The 20372-nt window shown below is 69.9% G+C and carries 13 protein-coding genes, 1 tRNA gene and 2 pseudogenes; 8 read left to right on the top strand and 8 right to left on the bottom strand.

Annotation, left to right across the window (positions count from 1 at the left end; all coding sequences use genetic code 11):
- Positions 1 to 790: 790 nt before the first annotated feature.
- From F9C11_RS18860 to F9C11_RS18850, 3 genes are all read right to left on the bottom strand, one after another.
- A complete protein-coding gene (locus F9C11_RS18860; RefSeq protein ID WP_409186177.1) occupies positions 791 to 3400 on the bottom strand; it encodes a hypothetical protein in 2610 nt (869 codons plus the stop codon).
- 19 nt (positions 3401 to 3419) lie between these two features.
- Positions 3420 to 5096, bottom strand: coding sequence for an energy-dependent translational throttle protein EttA (gene ettA / locus F9C11_RS18855; RefSeq protein WP_409186176.1), 1677 nt, complete (start codon positions 5094 to 5096; stop codon positions 3420 to 3422).
- Positions 5097 to 5198: 102 nt separating this feature from the next.
- Positions 5199 to 7211, bottom strand: coding sequence for a cytochrome c oxidase assembly protein (locus F9C11_RS18850; protein WP_409186175.1), 2013 nt, complete (start codon positions 7209 to 7211; stop codon positions 5199 to 5201).
- Between the two features lie 145 nt (positions 7212 to 7356).
- On the opposite strand from F9C11_RS18850, the gene F9C11_RS18845 reads away from it, so the two are divergent.
- The 3 genes from F9C11_RS18845 (at position 7357) to F9C11_RS18835 (ending at position 10013) form a co-directional block, all read left to right on the top strand.
- A complete protein-coding gene (locus F9C11_RS18845; protein WP_409186174.1) occupies positions 7357 to 8403 on the top strand; it encodes a LacI family DNA-binding transcriptional regulator in 1047 nt (348 codons plus the stop codon).
- Positions 8404 to 8592: 189 nt separating this feature from the next.
- A complete protein-coding gene (locus tag F9C11_RS18840; protein ID WP_409186936.1) occupies positions 8593 to 9003 on the top strand; it encodes a peptidase inhibitor family I36 protein in 411 nt (136 codons plus the stop codon).
- Positions 9004 to 9939: 936 nt separating this feature from the next.
- A tRNA-Arg gene (locus tag F9C11_RS18835) sits at positions 9940 to 10013 on the top strand.
- Between the two features lie 833 nt (positions 10014 to 10846).
- On the opposite strand, the gene F9C11_RS18830 is transcribed toward F9C11_RS18835, so the two are convergent.
- A complete protein-coding gene (locus F9C11_RS18830; protein WP_409186173.1) occupies positions 10847 to 11302 on the bottom strand; it encodes a hypothetical protein in 456 nt (151 codons plus the stop codon).
- A 79-nt stretch (positions 11303 to 11381) separates the two neighbouring features.
- On the opposite strand from F9C11_RS18830, the gene F9C11_RS18825 reads away from it, so the two are divergent.
- The 3 genes from F9C11_RS18825 (at position 11382) to F9C11_RS18815 (ending at position 14268) form a co-directional block, all read left to right on the top strand.
- A complete protein-coding gene (locus tag F9C11_RS18825) occupies positions 11382 to 12611 on the top strand; it encodes a hypothetical protein (protein WP_409186172.1) in 1230 nt (409 codons plus the stop codon).
- Between the two features lie 193 nt (positions 12612 to 12804).
- Positions 12805 to 13545 (top strand): nucleotidyltransferase domain-containing protein, encoded by a 741-nt coding sequence (locus F9C11_RS18820; protein ID WP_409186171.1) that lies wholly within the window; start codon positions 12805 to 12807, stop codon positions 13543 to 13545.
- Between the two features lie 66 nt (positions 13546 to 13611).
- Complete coding sequence (locus F9C11_RS18815) at positions 13612 to 14268, top strand: GDSL-type esterase/lipase family protein (protein ID WP_409186170.1); 657 nt, start codon at positions 13612 to 13614, stop codon at positions 14266 to 14268.
- A 219-nt stretch (positions 14269 to 14487) separates the two neighbouring features.
- Here the strand turns inward: F9C11_RS18815 and F9C11_RS18810 are convergent.
- Positions 14488 to 14535 (bottom strand): annotated as a pseudogene (locus F9C11_RS18810) (hypothetical protein); the annotation flags it as partial.
- 112 nt (positions 14536 to 14647) lie between these two features.
- Positions 14648 to 15497 (bottom strand): annotated as a pseudogene (locus F9C11_RS18805) (NADP-dependent oxidoreductase).
- A gap of 113 nt (positions 15498 to 15610) precedes the next feature.
- Between F9C11_RS18805 and F9C11_RS18800 the strand changes: the two are divergent.
- Complete coding sequence (locus F9C11_RS18800) at positions 15611 to 16537, top strand: ankyrin repeat domain-containing protein (RefSeq protein ID WP_409186169.1); 927 nt, start codon at positions 15611 to 15613, stop codon at positions 16535 to 16537.
- On the opposite strand, the gene F9C11_RS18795 is transcribed toward F9C11_RS18800, so the two are convergent.
- Complete coding sequence (locus F9C11_RS18795) at positions 16534 to 17454, bottom strand: DMT family transporter (RefSeq protein WP_409186168.1); 921 nt, start codon at positions 17452 to 17454, stop codon at positions 16534 to 16536. The genes F9C11_RS18800 and F9C11_RS18795 overlap by 4 nt on opposite strands.
- On the opposite strand from F9C11_RS18795, the gene F9C11_RS18790 reads away from it, so the two are divergent.
- Positions 17453 to 18862: a PLP-dependent aminotransferase family protein gene (locus F9C11_RS18790; protein ID WP_409186167.1), complete on the top strand. Its 1410-nt coding sequence runs from the start codon at positions 17453 to 17455 to the stop codon at positions 18860 to 18862. The two genes, F9C11_RS18795 and F9C11_RS18790, sit on opposite strands and share 2 nt — an antisense overlap.
- Here F9C11_RS18790 and F9C11_RS18785 read toward each other — a convergent pair whose 3' ends face one another.
- Complete coding sequence (locus F9C11_RS18785; RefSeq protein ID WP_409186166.1) at positions 18863 to 20353, bottom strand: class I adenylate-forming enzyme family protein; 1491 nt, start codon at positions 20351 to 20353, stop codon at positions 18863 to 18865.
- Positions 20354 to 20372: the final 19 nt, after the last annotated feature.

Raw genomic sequence — 20372 nt, 5'->3', positions numbered from 1 at the left:
TCCCTCACCCTAATCCGCCTTCGAACGCCCCTGTGCGCGGCAAGGAAAGACTTAAGGTTCGCTTCCGGGGTCCCCGGCGGCACCCCCGCGCGGGATCGGTTCAGCTACCGACGAGTTCGCCGGCGGCGGTTCCCGGCAAAAGGCTTGGCACGAGGCCGGAGCGCGGGTTCCGATGCTCCGGGAGCCGCTTCGGGATCGGTTCAGCTCCCGTAACGCCCGCGGCGAGAACGGAAAAGGTTGCGTCCCTCTCCTGCGAGAATTCCCACCCGTACGGGCTAATTCTTCCGTTGCGGCGGACGGGAGCCGGACGCTTCGCGGACCGGCGGGCTTCGGGTGGCTTGTGCTGCATAATCCCGGCGCGTCCGCCCAGTGACTGGGAAAAGCGCTTGGTGCAGTGGGAAAAAGCGGCGACCGACTTTCTCCCGCTTCGGCTCCGCGGAAGTCCGGGAGCGGACGCCTGGGGAATCAGATTCCGTGCGGGTTTCCCTCACGGAACCCCGGGCCGAAGCCGCAGAAATCTCCGCGCCGACGAAGTTTTCCCGACGGGGCGGGCCGCACTCGCCCGCAGAAGACCGTGCAGGGAACCCTGGGGGAATCAGATCCCGTGAAGGGAACCCTCACGGGCCGAAGCCGCGGGAAATCACCGCGCCGACGAAGTTTCCGACGGCGCGGGCCGCACTCGCCCGCAGAAGTCCGGGGCCCAAGCCGCGTCCGCGTCGGTGCGCGATCCCCCGCCCCGCCGCGGAATCTGCCCTCCCGAGCCAGCACTTCCCCTGCGGTGCAAGAACTTTCAGTCGCCGTTGGTGCGGTGCCGGTCCGCGGTCGCGCGGCCGTTGATCGGCTTCGGTTCGTCGTTCGGGCCGAGGCGTTTCATCAGCGCGGCCGCGCTCGCGGTGCCCGCCTGGTGTTCGGCGAGGGCGCGGGCGAGCAGTTCGGCGAGACCGGCGTCCGGCGGCGGTTCGTCCTCCGCGATGGCTCGCGCGTAGCTCTCCGGGAACGGCTGCTCCGACGGCGTCCACGCGTCGATGTCCGACAGCGGGTCCAGCGCCGGAGGCATCCGCAGGCGCGGCAGCCAGGGCTCCTCGACCGGCTCGGGTTCCTCCGGGCGCGGCGCGGGGGCCAGCTCCGCCTTGTCCGGCGACGCGGTTTCCGGTTCCGCCGCGGCGGGTTCGGGACGGTCGGCCTCGTCGGCGCGGCGCCGTCCGCCGCCCCCGCCGGTGGCGGTGATGCCCAGCCGGTCCAGCACGGACTTCGCGGCGACCGAGCCGTGTTCGGCGTCGTGCCGGGTCTTGCGGCCGCGGGAATCGCGGCGGGCCGCTTCCTCCTGCGCCCACTCGGCGCTTTCCCACAACGGCGCGGCGGGCTCGTCCGCGGGAGCCGGGGCGAGCGGCAGCTCCGGCAGAATGTCCGACAGATCCGGCATCCGCAGCGAGAACCGCGGCGCCTCCTCAGCCGGTGTTTCGTCAGCCGCCCGCACCGACGGCTTCTCGGACCGCGTTTCGTCAGCCACCCGCACCGGCGGCTCCTCGGCCCGCGTCTCCTCCGCCGCCCGCACCGGCGGCTCCTCGGACCGCGGCTTCTCTTCCCGGCGAGCGGACGCTTCGTCCGCCCGCGGCTTCTCCGGCCACCGGACCTGCGTGTCCTCAGCAGGCTGCGCATTCTCCGCCCGACGCCGCCCCGGCGCGGGCTCCGCGACCGGGTTTTTCGCCCCTTGCGCGGCTTCCGGCCGCCTCTCCGCGACCTGGGAAGCCCTCGCCTCGGCCGCGCTGGCAGCCTGAGCCGCTTCCGCCCGCCGACCCGCCGCGCTCTCCGTGACCGGCTCCGCCTTCGCGTCGTCCGCAGCCGCCCGTTTCCGCGGCGCGGGCGCGTCGGCGTTCTTCCGCCCGAACGGCCGCGCCCACCCCGGCAGCACCGGCGATTTGCGGTCCTCGGCCCGCCGCCGTCCGCCGGTCCGCGGAGCCTCCTCGGCCGTCTCCCGGATCGCCGGGAGCACCGAAGTCTGCTCGGCCTCCGTCTCCGCGGCGGCCCGGCGGAACGACCACGCCGGCTTCTTCTCCGCAGCCTCGACCCAGGCCGCCGCCGAAACCGGCTCCGCGGGCACCTCGACCTGCGCCGGAACGACCGGCAACGGAGCCGCGACCGGGTCCGGCCGCTCGGCCGGGACGTCCCGGATCGCCGGCAGCACCGAGGTCTCCTCGGCGGCGACCCGCGGTTCGACCTCCATCGACACCGGGCGCCCGTCGCGCGGAGCGGACGCGGCGAGAACGTCGTCGAGGTCCATCGACGCGACCGAGTCCCCGCCCAGCTCGCCCGCGATCAGCCCGCACGCCTGGCGCCGGGCGCGCGCGTGCACGTGTTCGGCGGCCCGGGCCCGGTGCAGGCAGCCGATGGCCTCCTCCGCGCTGCCGAACCGTTCCTCGATCTGCGCCAGCTCCAGCCACAGCCGCGCGGTGACCGCCGCGAGCCCGTGCCGGTCGGTGGCCGCGACGGCCTCCCCCACCAGCTCGGCGGCGGCGTCCCCGGCTCCGGAGGGCAGGTGGATGCGCGTCGCGACCGCCAGCCGCAGCCACGCCGCGGGCGCGACCCCGGCGGCCCGGACCGGTTCCCGCAGCATCGGCTCGGCGATGTCGTAAGCCATGTCCGCGTCGCCGCGGTCCAGCAGCGTGCTCACCAGCTGCAGCACGAGCCGGATCCGGACGAGACCGCCGTCGTCGCCGGGACGGTCCATCTTCTCGAGGAAGCCGAGCCCGGTCCGCGCGGCGTCCGCGGCCGCGGTGAGGTCCCCGTGCCGGCGCCGGTGCGCCGCGGTCCCGTTGCGCAGCAACGCCCGCATGAGCAGCCGGTCGTCGGCGTCGAGCGAATCGTCGGCCACCAGCAGCCGGTCCGCCTCGACGAGCACCCGGTCCAGCTCCGCCTTCCGGCCGAACGGGGCGAGGCACCCGACGAGGTGGCACAGCGCTTCCGCGCGCAGCGACGGCGGCACGTCCTCGGACAGCACCGGCCGCAGCGCGGCCAGCCCCATCAGCGGGACGCCGAGGCTGCGCGCGCAGATCGCGAGGTCGACGCGCAGCCGCGCCGCCGTCGTGACGTAGCCGGCGTGTTCGGCCGCGCGCAACGCCGCGACCGCGCGGCCGACCGTGGACGTCCGCGCCCCGGTCCGCACGCGAGCGGACACCACGAGCGCTTCCGCCCGGATCCAGTGCCCGTCCGCGCCCGCCGCCTCCGCGAGCGCGGCCGAGCGTTCGCCGAGCACCAGCGACAGCTCGGGCGCCCGCAACCGCAGCGATTCCGCCCGGTCGATGAGCCGGCCGAGGTCGGCGAGGGTCCCGCCACCGGCAACGGCGGGCCGCCCGTCCGCGGTCGCGGACGGGCTGGGCCGGTTGTGCCTGCTGGTTTCCACTCGGGACCCCCCGCGCCGGTCAGTCGCGCTTCAGCTTGCGGTGGGTGACCCGGTGCGGACGCGCCGCTTCGGCGCCGAGGCGCTCGACCTTGTTCTTCTCGTAGCCCTCGAAGTTGCCCTCGAACCAGAACCACTTCGCCGGGTCCTCGTCGGTGCCTTCCCAGGCGAGGATGTGCGTCGCGACCCGGTCGAGGAACCACCGGTCGTGGGAGATCACGACGGCGCAGCCGGGGAACTGCTCGAGCGCGTTCTCCAGCGAGCCCAGCGTCTCGACGTCCAGGTCGTTCGTCGGCTCGTCCAGCAGGATCAGGTTTCCGCCCTCTTTGAGCGTCAGCGCGAGGTTGAGCCGGTTGCGCTCGCCGCCGGACAGCACGCCGGCCGGCTTCTGCTGGTCCGGGCCCTTGAAGCCGAACGCGCTCACGTACGCGCGCGAGGGCATTTCGGTCTGCCCGACGTGGATGTAGTCGAGCTTGTCGGACACGACCTCCCACACGGTCTTCTTCGGGTCGATCCCGCCGCGCGTCTGGTCCACATAGGACAGTTTGACGGTTTCGCCGATCTTGACCGAGCCGCCGTCCGGCTCCTCGAGCCCGACGATGGTCTTGAACAGCGTGGTCTTGCCGACGCCGTTCGGGCCGATCACGCCGACGATGCCGTTGCGCGGCAGGTTGAACGAGAGCCCGTCGATGAGCACCCGGTCGTCGAAGCCCTTGCGCAGCTTCTCGACCTCGACCACGACGCTGCCCAGGCGCGGGCCCGGCGGGATCTGGATCTCCTCGAAGTCGAGCTTGCGGTGCTTGTCCGCCTCCGCGGCCATCTCCTCGTAGCGGTCGAGCCGCGAACGGGACTTGGTCTGGCGCGCCTTGGCGTTGGACCGCACCCATTCCAGCTCGCTCTTGAGCCGCTTGGCCAGCTTGGCGTCCTTCTTGCCCTGCACCTCGAGCCGCTCGCGCTTCTTCTCCAGGTAGGTGGAGTAGTTGCCCTCGTAGCCGACGACGCGGCCGCGGTCGAGCTCCATGATCCACTCGGCGACGTTGTCCAGGAAGTACCGGTCGTGGGTGACCGCGAGGACGGCGCCCTTGTAGTTGGAGAGGAACTGCTCCAGCCACAGCACGCTTTCGGCGTCCAGGTGGTTGGTGGGCTCGTCGAGCAGCAGCAGGTCGGGCGCGGACAGCAGGAGCTTGCACAGCGCGACGCGGCGGCGCTCGCCTCCGGAGAGGTGGGTGACCGGCTCGTCCGGCGGCGGGCAGCGCAGCGCGTCCATGGCCTGCTCGACGGTCGAGTCGAGCTCCCAGGCGTCGGCGTGGTCCAGCTCCTCCTGGAGCTGGCCCATCTCCTCCATCAGCTCGTCGCTGTAGTCGGTCGCCATCTGCTCGGCGATCTCGTTGTAGCGGTCGAGCTTCTTCTTGGTGTCGCCGAGGCCCTCCTCGACGTTCTGCCGGACCGTCTTGGTCTCGTCTAGCTCCGGCTCCTGCATGAGGATGCCGACGCTCGCGCCCGGCTGAAGGAAAGCCTCGCCGTTGCTGGCCTGCTCGATCCCCGCCATGATCTTGAGAACGGTCGACTTGCCGGCGCCGTTCGGGCCCACGACGCCGATCTTGGCTCCGGGGTAGAACGCGGTGCTCACGTCGTCGAGGATGACCTTGTCCCCGACGGTCTTGCGCACCTTCTTCATGGTGTAGATGAACTCGGCCATGCCGTCGATCGTAGAGTGGCTCCTCCGGCGGCCTGACGGCGGTCACCACCGCGCTACCGAGGGTCAGGTCGTCCTCACTCCGGCGATATCACTTCCGGGGAGTCATTCCGCCCGTTTGCCCTCGGCGAGGTTCTTCAGCATCGCGTTGTAGGCGGCGAGTTCCTCGCCTCCGGTGGTCTCCTCGCGCCGGTCGCGCCGCTTCGCCTCGCGCTCGTCCTGCCGCGCCCACTGCACCAGCAGCGCGATCAGCACGAGCAGCACCGGCACCTCGCCCGAGGCCCACGCGATGCCGCCGCCGAGCCGCTGGTCGGTGAGCAGGTCGCCGACCCACGGCAGCTTCAGCGACGTGTAGAACTCGCGGCCGATCACGGTCTGCATGTTCATCAGGATCACGCCGAAGAACGCGTGGAACGGCATGGCCCCGAACATCATCCCGAGCTTGCCGACCGGCGGCAGCCGCCGCGGCGCGGGGTCGACGCCGATCACCGGCCAGTAGAAGACGTAGCCGACGAGCAGGAAGTGCGCGTTCATCGCCAGGTGCGCCCAGTGGTAGTTGAGCGCGTTGTCGAAGAGGCCGGAGAAGTACAGCGCGTAGAAGGATCCGACGAACAGCAGCAGCGCGACGATCGGGTTCGTCAGGAACCGCGACACCGGCGAGTGCACGGCCGCCAGCAGCCATTCGCGCGGCCCGGGAGGGGCTTCGCGGCCGGCCGGCGGGAGCGCGCGCAGGGCGAGCGTGACCGGGCCGCCGAGCACCAGCAGGACCGGCGCGACCATCGACATCAGCATGTGGGTGCCCATGTGCACGCTGAACATCGCGGGCGCGTACCGGCCGATGCCCGACGACGTGGCCAGCAGGATCACCAGGCAGCCGGCGAGCCACGACACGGTCCGGCCGACCGGCCACGCGTCGCCGCGCTTGCGCAGCCGCCGCACGCCGGCCAGGTAGAGACCGGCGAGAACGATCGCGAGGGTGCCGTAGATCAGGTCGAAGCGCCAGTCGGTGAGCAGCCGCCAGAACGTCGGCGGGCCCTGGAGGTCGTAGCCGATGAGGAGTTCGACGGTGCCCGGCTGGGTGACCGCGTCCGGCGGCGGCGGTGTGCGCGCGAGGCCGGACGCGATGCCGATGGTGACGAACATGATCAGCACTTCGACCGCGGCGAGCCGAAGCAGTTGACTGCCGCCCTTGCCGTCGACGAGGTTCGCCACGCCGCGGCTGCGCTGCTGCTGGCCGAAGACGCCGAGCAGCAGCAACGCGACGATCTTGGCGACGACGAGCAGGCCGTAGTCGGTGGTGAAGAGGTCGCCGAGGTTGATCCGGACGAGCGCGTTGACGATGCCGGACACCGCCATCACGACCCAGCAGACCAGCGCGAGCTTGGAGAATCGCTGCGCGGCGAGGCTGAGGTTCTTGCCGCGGCGCCAGCCGAGCGCGAGCACGGCCAGCAGGCCGCCGACCCACAGCGCGGCCGCGACGAGGTGGAACAGCAGGCTGTTGGTGGCCAGGTCGTGCGAACCGCCGCTGGCCGAGTGCCCGGTGACCGCGACCGGGACGAGCCCGGCGACGGACAGGAAGAACAGCACCGCCGTCCAGCCCCAGCTGAGCACCAGGCGGCAGCCGAGGGCGAGCAGGAGCGCGATCAGCGCCGTCCACAGCCACGCCTTCGGCTGCTCGATCGCGCCGACGAGGCTGAGCAGGGTGTCCGGGGAAAGGACGTCGCCGAACGGCTTGCCCGCGCTGTCCGCGGCGGTGAAGGCGACGGACAGGATCGAGGCGGCGAACCACACCCACGCGGCGATTCCCGCGGTGCGGACAGCGGCGTACCCCTCGGCGGCGAGCGTGCCGGATTTCTGCGGCGGCACGAGGAAAGCGGCCAGCAGCAACGCTCCGACGCACACGACCGACGCCGCTTCGGCGAGCACGCGGACCACGGTGACGCCGTAGCGCGTGACGAGCCCGGGGTCCGGCAGCCCGGCGATGACGTAGCCCGCGCCGCCGGTGAGCGCGACGAGCCCGACCGCGACGACCGCGCCGAGCACGACTCCGACCGACAGCAGCGGGAGCACGCTCGTCTTGCGGCCGCGGTTCGGTTTCGTCACAGGTTCCGAGGTCACGGTACGAGACTAGGCCGGTCTCGCGCGCGGGGGCACAGGGGGCGGGGCGCGCGCCGGTTTCGCCCGCTTGCGGTGTTTGCGCTGGTCGAGCCGGTACGCCGGGCGGAATCCGGTGCGCGGCAAGGCTTTCCTCTATGCTCCGCCGATGACCAGCAGCCGTCGCCGCCGCCCGACGCTGGACGACGTCGCGGAGGCGGTCGGGGTGTCGCGCGCCACTGTGTCGAACGCCTACAACCGGCCTGACCAGCTGTCGGCGCAATTGCGGGAACAGATTCTGCGCGTGGCGGGTGAACTCGGTTACCCCGGCCCGAACCCGACCGCCCGCAGCCTCGCCACGAGCCGCACCGGCGCGATCGCCTTCCTGCTCGATTCGTCGCTGTCGGCGGCCTTCTCCGACCCCGCGCTGTCGATCACCCTGGACGCGCTCGCGAAAACCGTGGAACCCACCGGCAACGCCCTGTTGCTGCTGCCCGGTCGCGAGGCGGAGGAAGGCCCGCCCGCGGCGCGAGTGCTGGCCGCACAAGCGGATATCGCCGTCGCGTACTCCCTCGCCGACGGCACGCCCGCGCTGGAAGCCGTGCGAGCACGGGGTTTGCCGCTGGTGGTCATCGACCAGCCGCCGCTCCCGGAAACGGCCCGAGTCGGCTGCGACGACCGCGGCGGCGCGTCATTGGCCGCCCGCCATTTAGTGGAGCTAGGCCATCGGCGCTTCGGCATCCTGGCCGCGCCCCGCCTTTCCGGCACCGAGTTTTCCAGCGCCTTCCACGGCACCCGCGAACGCCTCGCCGGATACGTCGACACGCTGTCCGCGGCCGGGATCAGCGACCTCACCATCACCGAAGCCCCGTGGCTCTCCGCCTCGACCGCCCGCGCCGCCGCGACGGACCTGCTCACCGCTCCGGCGCGTCCGACGGCCCTGTTGTGCATGTCCGACCAGCTGGCCTTCGCCGCGATCGCCGCCGCCCACCGGCTGGGCCTGCGCGTGCCCGCCGACGTCTCGATCGTCGGCTTCGACGACACCCCGCAGGCCGCGTGGTCTGAACCACCCCTCACGACGGTGCGCCAGGACCTGGCGGGCAAGGGACGCGCGGCCGGAGAACTGGTGCTGAGCCTCCTGGCCGGGGAACCGGCGCCGCCGCCGGTCGAACTCCCGGTGTCCCTGGCGGTCCGGGAAAGCACGGCGGCGATTTAGCAAGACCGCTCGGCGATCTGTGGACAACTAGGTCTCTTCCGAGTGAAGGGAAACTACTTGTCCACAGACGTAGGAATGCGGGCAGACAAATCACGCGGAACCCGCCAAGGTGGAGACACGCCCCGGTTTCCCGGGATGCCCGCCGGTCCTTTCGCCCGGCGCCGCTTCGATCGAGGGGGAGTTCCCATGATGTTCCGCCGCCTGCTGCCGTCCCTGCCCTTCGCCGGCCGCCACTCGCGGCCGCCCCGCCTGCCCGCCGTATTGGTGCTGGTCACCGCGGGCCTCCTGACCACTTCGGGCCTGGCCCAGGCCGCACCTCCCGCCCCCGCCTGCGGTGCGGGCGAGTTCTGCCTGTGGAACACCGAAACCTATTCCGGTCACGCACAGAGCTATGACCTGCGCACGGCGAATCCGGGTGATTGCATCCCCCTGCCCGAGGGATTCCAAGGCCATTCCTTCGTCAACCGGATGACCCGAGACGTCACCGTCTACCAAGGAGCAGACTGTTCCACGGAGGGCGATTTCATCACCTATCCGGGCGGTGGCACGTACGTTCCGCGGTCCCCGTTCGCGGTGCGTGCCCTGAAGGTGTGGGAATAGCCCTCCCCCTAGAGCCGGGCCAGGCGAACGAGGCAGCTCCAGGCCGAGTCGACTCGCAGCCCCAGTTCCGCCGGCCCGGGGGCCGCACCCCCGAGCGGCCCCAGGCCCGTGGGCGCGCAGCCCGGAAATCCGCGCCCACGGGCCCCTGACCCTCGCTTCCCGCTCCCGGCCCCCGACCTGGGAGCGGGAGGTGAGGCCCTCCTGCGGTGTCGCAGGGTTGCCCCTGCCGGGCACTTGAGCCGCGGCCCGGCCGGACCGCGGCTGGCCGTGGTCCGGGAGACATGCCTCCTGAGGTCAGCTTGCGCCACACCCTCTAACTACCCAAACCACACCCGACCGCCGTCCGGACGACATCCCACCTGACGCCAGCGTGCGCCCCACCCTCCAACTACCCAGACCACATCCCGGCCATGGTCGAGGAACCATCCCACCTGGCACCAGCTTCACCCTCGGCCCACCCCGTCCGACTGCCCGAACCACGGCCGCCCGCGGTCCGGGAGACATCCCTCCCGGCACCAGCTTCAATCCCGCCCTAACCACGCCCGCCTGTGGTCCAGCACCACGACCCGACGCCGCGACACCCCATTCCCGCACCGCAACCGCCGAACCGCCCAATCGTCCTCCCCCAGGTCAGACGTCCTACATCACAAGATCGCCACATTCCGCCCCGGCCGCGAAGCCCCCGACCCCCGTCCCGCCGACCGCCCCGCCAGGAGATCCAGGTGCTCAAGCTGCACAAACCCCCATCCGCCCGCCGCACCGGCCCGCGCGCCCGCGCAGTGCGTACCGAAACCGTCGCGCGCTGTGGCATTCCTCCCCCGCGCACCCCCAAATCCGACGAACAGAGGCTGAAACGATTCGACGGTGTCGAACGATCGAGAGATTGGCGATGACTAAGCTGCCCCTGCTGGAGGTCAGCAGCTGTCAGCCACCCGGGCCCTCGTAGCTCAGCTGGATAGAGCAAGAGCCTTCTAATCTCTAGGTCGCAGGTTCGAGTCCTGCCGGGGGCACAAACGGCCTGGTCAGGGGAATCCCTGACCAGGCAAAGCCCGTAACGGGTGGCCGAACCGTCGGAAAACCGTCCGGATTGGCGAGCACACCACACGTCTCGTCGGCCCGCTTCGACGTCTCCGCCCATCGGCCCCGCCGCAGGGGGTCACTCCCCCGTCACGACGGCTCAACCAGGCCGACACGTATTCGTGATCTTGCCCTCAACCAGCCAGCCGACGCCAGGAACGCCCATGCCCGACCACCCCCACCTCAGCCGACGAGCCCGAAACGGAGCCTCCCGAGCCCTCTTCGAAGAAGCCCGCCGCGCCGGACTCGTCCAGCGACACCTCCGCAAACTCCACCACCTCGCCCGGCACCCGCACTTACCGACAGCAAGCGCACCACAACCAACCGCGAACCCGCCAGCCGCCGAAACGCCCAGCCAGCCGACCCGAGCCCGCCGGTCACCCCAGCAACTCAGCCTCGACATAGACCTCGCCCGTCGACCCACAGCCCCTCCACATCGACAGTCCCCAAAGACCACCGCATCGGGCGAAGCCGCATAACCGCCGACGACGTTCAGCTAGTGCGCACCAACGACAAGAGTCAGCGCGTCCCCGGCGACGGCAAGCGGCAAGGTCGGACGCCTCCAGTCGCACATTGTCTGGACTATGGAAGTCGCAGCCTCGCGCTTCTCGAGGTTAAGGGCAGCGGGCAACGCGCCTATTCGCGAGAACAACGCCAGGCCCAAACCTTCGGAACTAACCCCAGCGGCCCACAGGCGAGGAAACCGGTTGCGCCCCAGCGCACCTGCAGCAATCGGCATCAACCCTCAAGCACTTACTTCCTTCGCTCAAGCCAGTGCCTCTCGCCTGATTCGCTTCGTAGCCTCAGAAGAACTCAGATACGCAAGAACCTGCCGACTGGTGGAACACTTTGCGGCACGCCATTGAAGCCACTGCGACCAGTTTTCCATCAAAGTCGGATCAACAGGCTCATCCGGCCGCGAAACCAACTCGTCAAGAACCGAGAGATCCATCATCCTCAACCTAGCGAAGTCCTGCGAATCGCCGACCGGAAGCGCAGTTACCAATTTTTCCCGAAACGACCTCAGTGATTCTTCTAGACACTTCAGGGCCGCCCAGGTCGCGATCGATTCATCTGACTCGTGCCTCATGAACCAGATCAGCTGTTCCACCTTTGCGGGAAGCCGTATCGCCTTGGCGTAAATACTCCATCCAACATGGCCGCTCTCCAGCGAAGTCACTTCCAAGCCCATCTCGCGCGTCGCCGGATGCCCGCTGAGCATGAGCAAGACACTGAACGATCCGAGGGCTTGCCGACGAGTCCCTCATCGACAGCGGCCGCCCTTGGTTACGCTCACGCAGGTGACCACAGGGATCGAGCCGTCCACTCCCGTCTCGCGCAAGACCGCTGAGCGAAGCACGGCCGTCCGGCGGGCGGCGGTGTACCTGACGCTGGCAACCGCGGCGCTGATCAACTTCATCTCCTACGCCCCGCTCGACGCGCGCGCACACGAGAAAGCCTGGGGCGACGCGCTCAGCTACTACGCCATGTCCGAACACACCGGGGCGCAGGTCGACAACCCCTTCGCGCTCAGGATGCTCAGCCCGTGGCTCGTGCATCTGGCCGGCAAGATAACCGGACTCCCGCTCGACGTGCTCTGGCTCGGGTTCACCGCCGTCGTCACGCTCGCATGCACCCTGGTGTTCTTCGAATTCTGCTGGCGGCACCTCAACCTGCAACTGTTCACCTCAGCGCTCGCGGCCATCGCCCTCTCCTGCACCTTCTGGTACGGCCCCTACGCGTTCAGCAACCCATTCCTCGTCGACCCGCTGAACAACCTGCTCTACCTCATCGCCTTGTGGCTGCTGTTCAAGCGCAAACTGCTGCTGTTCACCCTCGTCATCATCGTCGGCACCATCAACAAAGAGACCACCCTGCTGCTCGCCCCGCTGTACCCGCTCTTGGCCTGGACCCGGTCGCGGTCACTGCGTGATCGCCAAGTGTGGTTCGGCGTGCTCGCAACGGCAGCCGCGGCGCTGGTGTATGCCGGTTTCCGCCTGTGGGCACAGAACTTCATCGGGGGCAGCTACAGCTTCGGCAGCGGCCAAGGCAACCACAGCCTCGCCTCGAACATCGTCTTCGCGCTGTCATCCAACAAACGCAGCGAACACGCCGCACTCTTCGACACATTCCACTTCTTCTGGATCATCTTCGCCTACGGGCTCTATCGCCTGTACCGCCAACGCGGCCCGTTCAACCCGTTGCTCGTGTCCAGCATCTACCTGACGCTCTGCTGCCTCGCCGGACGGATGGTCGCCACCGACACCCAGCGAGTATTCGTGATGCTCGCACCCCTGGTCATCGGCGTAGTCGCAATCACCCTCGACAACCAGCGCAGCGATATCCGACGCTTCCTCGCCGGCCTTCTGGTCTTCGTCTACATCGCACTCAACCTGCGACTCGTGCCCGACAACGTGAAATTCCTGGTCGAAATCGGCGGCCTCATCCTCTTCGCCGCACTGCTTTATTCGCAGCCCTGGCTAGCGCGAGGCCGTCCGGCCCGCGAACCTGTCCACGCCGAACGCGCTTAGTGGCGTTACCGAGCACGCGGCGACACCTCCGACGGCGCGCCGGTTCGCGGTGCCCGGTTGGGTCGCACCGCTGGCGGCTCCGAGTGCGCCACCTCAGCCGAACCAGAGCCGCCCGCACTTGACGCGGAGGCTGGCGCTCCGCTTATCTCTCGTATCGTTGTGCGACGCGTTTTCCTTGCGGCAAAGGAGAGTCGTGACGAGCATTCGGTTCCCCACTCCCCTGCACCGCCGCGTCCTGCAGGACATCGTCGCCGAACTCGGGGCCGAGCCCGGTGTGCGCGGAGTGGTGCTCGGCGGTTCGGCAGCCCGCGGCACCGCGCGGGTCGATTCCGATCTTGACGTGCTGGTGGTGACCGTCGCGCCGGACCACGTTGCCTCGTGGCGTTCGCGGGCCCGCCCGGTGCCCGTTGATTTCCTCGCGTACACCGCGAATCAGTGGCGAAAACGCTTCGCTCCTGACCGCGTCGGCGACGAGTCTTGGGGGTATGCGTTCCTTGACGGCGTCATCGTTTACGACCCCGAAGGCGTAATCGCCCGCCTTGTCGCCAGCGTCGCCGAAATCCATGCGCGCTACCGGGTTCCAGCGTCGATCAAGACCCACTACGCTTCCCTCTGGCACCACGTCCGCCCCAAGATGCTGGACGTGCTCCGCCGGGACGATCCGATCGAGATCGGCTGGGCGGCCGCGGTGATGACCGACGACCTGCTCCGCACGGCCTGGGCTGTCAACGACCTGCCCAACCCTTCCCTCGATCTGGGCACCGTCCAGCGGCACCTGGGCGATCTCACCGTTCCCGCGGACGTCTCGTCGCGGATCCGGGCCATCCTCCGGGCGGCACCGAAAGAGGCGCTGCGGCTGCAACTCGAACTGGTGACCGTGCTGGAAACTCATCTCGGGAGCCTACGGATCTCCGGCGAGTGCCCGAATACGTGAGCGCGGCGGTGGTTGCCGAAGCGAAACCTGGGGAATAACGGTGCCGCAGAAGCGTTGCGCAATTGCATGATCAGCGTGCTCTGCTACGGCGATTCCAACACCTACGGCCAGCGTTCCGAGGAAGTCGACAAGGGACGGTGGCCCGCCGAGGTGCGGTGGACCGGGCAGTTGGCGGCATTTCTCGGCGGCGGATACCACGTGCTCGAGGAAGGGCTCGGCGGCCGCACCACCGATCTGGACTATCCGGAGTCGATGAACCGGCCAGGCCGCAATGGGCGTGCTTACCTGCTGCCCGCATTGCTGAGCCACAACCCGATCGAGGTCGTCGTGCTGATGCTCGGGACCAACGACCTGAAGATTCAATTCGGGCGCACGGCGGCGGAAGTGGTCGCCGCGATCGGTCGGCTGCTGGAGGACATCGCCGAATACGGCAGGACGGAGGCCGGGCAGCCGCCGAAGGTGGTGCTGGTGTCACCGGCGCACATCGACGTCGCCGCGCCGGACTTCGCGGACGTCAACGGTGCCTCCTACGACACGACATCGGCGGCGAAGGCGAAGCAGTTGGCCGAGCCGCTAGCGGAACTCGCGGCGGCGCACGGAGCGACGTTCGTCGACGCTGCCGCCGTGGCGGAGACGGGAGCCGACGGGACGCACTTCAGCGTGCCCTCGCACGGAAGGTTCGCCCGGGTGATCGCGGATGAAGTGCGGCGAGTGACTGGTTGAGGGCGTTGAGCGCGCGACGCGGTGCCGCTGGCAGCCCGTCTCAGGGTCGCCAGCGACGGCGGTGGGCCAGACCCCCATGCTGGCCACCACCCGGGCCCCTGGGTTACGGGCCCAGCCCGCGAAGTCGTTCGCGGCGCTGTTGGAGACGGTGAAAGTGCCGTCTCCCTTCGAGAACGCCACCGGCAAGGTGTACCACCACGGAGTGTTCGGACCCGGCGTCAGCGCGAGGTCGGCACGACCGTCACCGTTGAAATCACCGACCACCACCGGAGCGCGTCATGCGCCACCATCGGCGCGACCGCCCGCGACAGCGCCTCTCCCAATTCTCTCGCCCCCGCGCAGCGGAACGAGCGCGAGCGGAGCCCCGGCTCTTGACAAGTCAGACCAGCAGAACCCGGCGCCCGCGGGTGTCCGGCCTGGCTGTCCGCGTGTGCTGCCGACGCTTCGGCCAGCGGATAGGACTTGTCTCGGCCAGGGCTTCCGTCATGTTTCCGCCCACCCCGGCGAACCGGATGCCGAGCATCGGGGCCTCGAGGTCGGCGATGGTGATCACCTTCTCCGGATCCCCGGTCAGGTCCAGCAAACCGCGGAGCACTCCGGTGCCGTTGAGGTCGAGGGCGGCGTCGACCGGGCCGAACTGGCGCACCCGGTCGACCCAGCCCTCGCCGTAGGTGGTCGCGATCGCGCCCAGGCTTCGCACGTACTCCTGGTTCGCCGGGCTGGCCGTGCCGATCACCTTGATCCCCCGGTCGCGCGCGACCTGCAGGACCGCCGATCCGACCCCGCCTGCGGCGCCGCTCACCGCCAGCGTCTGTCCAGTGTGGACACCGACCAGGCGGAGCACGCGGAGTGCGGTCTCGACCACCGAGGGGTACCCGGCCGCCTCGGCGAAGGTCAGCCCGGACGGCAACCGCGCCCAGGACGACAGCACCGCGTATTCGGCGTAGGTCTGGGAACCTCGGCCCAGCACCTGGTCGCCCACTGCGATGCCGGTGACGCCCTCGCCGACCTCGTCGATCACCCCGGACGCGTCCTGGCCGACGCCGGAGGGCAGTTCGATCGGCCGGATCCGCTGGAACTGGCCCTCGCGAGTGCGCCAATCGTGCGGGTTCACCCCCCGCCGCGCGCACGGCGACGCGGATCTGGCCGGGACCGGCGTGGGGTTCGGGCACTTCGGCCAGTTCGAGGACTTCGGGGCCGCCGTAGGCGGCGAAGCGCACTGCTTTCATGCCGCCAACTTAACAACAACGGTTAGTATTTTGCAACGGTTAGTCTCACGGCTGCTCCGGCGGTTTCCGAGTTCCGCACCGACCGGCACGCCTGGTCCGGCATGCTGGGCGGCATGAGGAACGAGGGGTGGAGAGGCTTCGCCTGGCAAAACTGGACCGACCTCGGCAAAGTCCGGGCCCGGCTGGACGAAGGGGTCGACCCGAACGTCGGTTTCCTCTACGACCCTCCGCTGCACACCGCGGCCGAGTACGGGTCCGCGGAGGTCGTCGCCGAACTGGCGGCGCGGGTGGACGACGTGGACGCCCTGTCGTACGGCCGGACCGCGCTGTGGCGGGCGGTGGCCGCGCATCGGGCGGACAACGCAAGGGTCCTGGTCGCCGCGGGAGCGGATCCTTCGCGGGAGATGATGTCGGGCTGGCCGCCGGCCCGGCTGAGCCTCGCGAGCCCCACGCCGGAACTGCCTGGATCGGGGTTTTCGTTGACAACAGAGGAAATCGCGGTTGTCGAAGAGAGCCGGCGGCTGATTCCGGCGGTCGACACTCCGTACGTGGAAGGTTTGGGCATCGCGTGCGTCGCGGGCATCGACGTCGCGGAAGCGGTGCGCAGGCTGGCCGCCGAGGTCGTCGACGGCGTCTACGAGGAGATGATGGACGACCCGTTCGATCCCTTGGTCGCCCGCACCGTCTGGGCCACCGAGGTGCCCGGCGGGTGCGTGCTCGCACAGCCGTGGGGGTTCGCGCCGCAAATGCCCGGCGTGACCAAGGCTTTGTCCGCGGGCACGACTTGCTACGGCATGTACGCGAACCCCAAGAGCGGCAATCAGGGCAGCATCATGCGCGACGGCGAGATCATCGGCTGGGACTTGCACCCCGGCGGCGAGCCCCAGGAGGACGGCGACGTGCTGCTGTCCTGCCTGTACCAAGGCCACGCACTCGCCTACTGCTTCGCCTACGCCGGACTGCGGCCCGTCGACAACCGCTCGGTCACCGGCCCGCCCGACGCCTGGATCCGGCTGCCGGACCGCGACTACTGGGCCTAGCCGCGAGAAGTCCGCACCCGCACCGCACTTCCCGCGCAGCCGATCACCGCCAGCCCGCCCAGGACGGTCTGCCAGGTCAGTGCCTCGCCCAGGAACACCGCCGCCCACGCCAGGTTCAGCACCGGCTGCACCAACTGCACCTGGCTGACCCGCGTCATCGGCCCGAGTCCCAATCCCCGGTACCACGCGAAGAAGGCCAAATACATGCTCACCACCGCCAGGTAGCCGAACGCGGCCCACTCGCCCACTGTCGCATGTGGAGGGTGGCTCGCCATCGACACGACGGTCAGCGCGACCATCAACGGCGAGGCCACCACCAGCGCCCACGAAACGGTCTGCCACGCGCCCAATTCCCGCGCCAGCAACCCGCCCTCGGCGTAGCCGACCGCGGCGGCCAGCACCGCGCCGAAGAAAAGCGCGTCCGACCATTGCAGTCCATTGAGGCCACCGCCTTGCAGGACAGCGAAGCCGATCGCCGCGACCGCGCCGACCGCGGCCAGTGCCCAGAAAGTCGCGGGTGGACGTTCGCGCGTCCGAAGCACCGCTACTACGGCCGTCGCGGCGGGGAGTAACGCGATGACGACGGCGCCGTGGCTGGCGGAGGCCGTGGTGAGGGCGTACGAGGTCAACAGGGGGAACCCGATCACCACGCCGCCCGCGACGACGGCGAGGCGGAACCACTGGGTGCCGCGCGGGAAGCGTTGTTTGGTGGCGACGAGCGCGACGGTCGCGAGCACCGCGGCGACCACCGCGCGTGCGGAGCCGATGAACATCGCCGAGAGGCCGCCGTTTTCCACCGCGATCCGGGTGAACGGCACGGTGAACGAGAACGCCACCACGCCGAGCAGGCCCCACCAGAGCCCGGCCCGGGGTAGCGCCGGTGCTGCCGGGAGAGTAGCGCTATCCTTCAGTTTCATGTCCGACGATAGCAGCTCCCGCATCGCCTCGACACTGCGCGAATGGATCGCCACCGCGCCGGCCGGGGCGAAGCTGCCGTCGTCGCGGGAGCTGGTCGCTCGGTACTCGGCCAGTCCGGTGACTGTCCAGAAAGCACTGCGCAGCCTGTCTTCCCAAGGACTGGTGGAAAGTCTGCCGGGAGTCGGCACGTTCGTCCGCGCCGCGCCGGCCACCGGGTCCGGCGACTACGGCTGGCAGACCGCCGCGCTCGGCACCCCGGGGCACGGGCTGCTCAAACCACCCGCGTCGCTGCAGCCGGCCTCCACTGACACAGTAGCGCTTCATTCCGGCTACCCCGACCCGGAGCTGCTGCCGGAGCGGCTCGTCCGGAGCGCGTTCTCCCGGGCGGCGCGAACCGCCGCACTGGTCGGACGGCCGCCGACCGCGGGCGTTCCCGAACTGCAGGCCTGGTTCGCCGCGGAACTGCGCGCGGTCACCCCGGCCGGGATCGCCCCGGTGACCCCGCGCGACGTGGTGATCACCCCGGGCAGCCAGAGCGGACTGGTCACCGCCTTCCGCGCGCTGGCCGGGCCGGGACAGCCGCTGCTGCTGGAATCCCCGACGTACTGGGGCGCGATCCTCGCCGCGACGAAAGCGGGCGTCGCGGTGGTGCCGGTGCCGAGCGGCCCGAACGGACCGGACCCCGACGTGCTGGCCAGGACGTTCGAGCAGACCGGCGCGCGGGCCTTCTACGCGCAGCCCAGTTTCGCCAGCCCGACCGGTGCGCTGTGGCAGCCCGACCTGGCCGACCGCGTCCTCGACACCGTCCGCCGGCACGGCGCGTTCCTGATCGAGGACGATTCCGCGCACGATTTCGGCATCACCGCGGAACCGCGGCCGCTCGCCGGCCGCGACGACGACGGCCACGTGGTCTACCTCCGCTCCCTCACCAAGAGCGTCTCCCCCGCGATCCGCGTCGCCGCGCTGATCGCCCGCGGCCCGGCGCGCGACCGGATTCTCGTCGACACGCTGGCGGAGTCGATGTACGTCAGCACGGTCCTGCAGACGGTCGCGCTCGACGTCGTGACCCAGCCCGCGTGGCGCACCCACCTGCGCCGCGTCCGGCACCAGCTCAAGACCCGCCGGGACCTGCTGCTCGCCGGCCTCCGCGAACACGCGCCCGCGGCGCGGGTGGAATCCGTGCCGCAGGGCGGGCTGAACCTCTGGGCGCGGCTGCCCGGAACGGTCGACCTGGCGCGCGTCGTCCGCGACTGCGAGTCCGCCGGGGTGATCATCGGCCCTGGCGACGAATGGTTCCCCGCCGAACCGACCGGCCGCTACCTCCGGCTCAACTACGCCGGGCCGAATCCGGACGCGTTCGCCGACGCCGCCCGGGTGATCCAGGACGCGGTCGAGGCAAACGCCTGATCAGCCGTTTTCCGTGCGCAGGGCGGCTTTTCGCACCTTGCCGGCCGGGGTGAGCGGCAAGCTGTCCCGGAGCACGATCTGGCGCGGAACCTTGTAATCGGCCACCTTCGCCGCGCAGAACTGTTTCAGTTCCGCTTCGGTGACCGCCGAATCCGGTGCCGGGACGACGTAATACCGGCCGATCTCCCCCAGCACCGGATCGGGCACGCCGATCCCGGCCGCCAGCAGCACCCCGGGATGCGCGGCCAGGACGTTCTCCACCTCGACCGGGTAGATATTGAAGCCCCCTTGGACGAACATATCCTTGGCGCGGCCGTGCAAGGTCAGGTACCCGTGCTCGTCCGCGCGGGCCATGTCGCCGGTGTGCAGCCAGCCGTCCGCGTCGATCGCGGCCGCGGTTTCCGCGGGCAGGTTGTGGTACCCGGCCATGATCGACGGGGTGCGGAGCAGCAATTCGCCAGTTTCCCCCACCGGCAGCGCTTCTCCGGACGGGGCCGCGATTTTCGCTTCCACATCGGGAAAAGGAACTCCGATTGAGCGTTCGGTCGCTTCAGTGCTCGCACCCCACGGCGTCATCACCACGGCCCCGGAGACCTCGCTCAGCCCATACAGATTCATCACGACCGCATTCGGGAACGCGGCCGTAAGCCGTTGCAGCAGAGCCGGTTCCGCATTCGCCCCGCCGGTGACCACGACGCGGATCGCGGCGGTGTCGACGCCAGCGAAACGCTCGTGATTCAGCAGCAGCGTGTGCATGGTTGGCACGCCGACCCACAAGGTCAGACCGGCCGTGCGAAACAACTCGGCGGCGGCGCCGGTGTCGAAGGACGGCAACAACACCGTCCGGCTGCGCGCGACCAACGCGGACAGGATGCAGCAAGTAATGCCGCTGACGTGGTTCAGCGGAACGGCCACCGGAAGCACGTCGGCAGGGTTCAACTGGAGATGGTCGGCTTCCGCGGCGGCGGACGCCAGCTGGCCGCGATGGGTCAGCGTCGCGCCTTTCGGACGGCCGGTGGTGCCGGAGGTGTAGATGATCATCACCGGGTCGTCCGCTTCGACCGCCGCCGCGGCGGCTTCCAGCGCCTCGTCGGGCTCTGCGACGCCTAGCTCGGCGAAAGTCGCCACCGGCACCCCGAGGTTTCCCAGCAGGGCAAGGAAATCGACGTCCCCCGCCGAAGGTTCGGTCACCACGAGCCGTGCGCCGGAGTCGTTCAGGATGTGCGCGAATTCGGTTTCCCGGTACCGCGGGCTCAATCCCACCACCACCGCACCGGTCTTCGCCGCGGCGAAATACACCGCGAGCCACTCCGGCGTCGTGCGCCCGTTGACCGCGATCCGGTCGCCGCGCCGCACGCCTCGCCGCAGGAAATCGGCGGCGATCCGGTCCGACCAGGCGTCCATTTCGCCGAACCGGAGGTCGCGGGACCCGGCCGTCCAGCCGACGGCGTCCGCCGGAGCGCTGCGGAGCAGGTCGTGAATACGCGTCATCGCTCGTCCTCACTGGGCC

The sequence above is a fragment of the Amycolatopsis sp. VS8301801F10 genome (genome assembly GCF_046195355.1).
GTDB lineage: Bacteria > Actinomycetota > Actinomycetes > Mycobacteriales > Pseudonocardiaceae > Amycolatopsis.
The sequence above is the reverse complement of the archived record's forward strand: the minus strand, read 5'-3'. Positions and strand labels throughout refer to the sequence as shown.

Coding starts and splice junctions, on each gene's coding strand:
- ettA (WP_409186176.1), bottom strand. CDS start 5,096: ATGGCCGAGTTCATCTACACCATGAAGAAGGTGCGCAAGACCGTCGGG.
- F9C11_RS18845 (WP_409186174.1), top strand. CDS start 7,357: ATGACCAGCAGCCGTCGCCGCCGCCCGACGCTGGACGACGTCGCGGAG.
- F9C11_RS18840 (WP_409186936.1), top strand. CDS start 8,593: ATGTTCCGCCGCCTGCTGCCGTCCCTGCCCTTCGCCGGCCGCCACTCG.
- F9C11_RS18830 (WP_409186173.1), bottom strand. CDS start 11,302: ATGCTCAGCGGGCATCCGGCGACGCGCGAGATGGGCTTGGAAGTGACT.
- F9C11_RS18815 (WP_409186170.1), top strand. CDS start 13,612: ATGATCAGCGTGCTCTGCTACGGCGATTCCAACACCTACGGCCAGCGT.
- F9C11_RS18800 (WP_409186169.1), top strand. CDS start 15,611: ATGAGGAACGAGGGGTGGAGAGGCTTCGCCTGGCAAAACTGGACCGAC.
- F9C11_RS18790 (WP_409186167.1), top strand. CDS start 17,453: ATGTCCGACGATAGCAGCTCCCGCATCGCCTCGACACTGCGCGAATGG.
- F9C11_RS18795 (WP_409186168.1), bottom strand. CDS start 17,454: ATGAAACTGAAGGATAGCGCTACTCTCCCGGCAGCACCGGCGCTACCC.
- F9C11_RS18785 (WP_409186166.1), bottom strand. CDS start 20,353: ATGACGCGTATTCACGACCTGCTCCGCAGCGCTCCGGCGGACGCCGTC.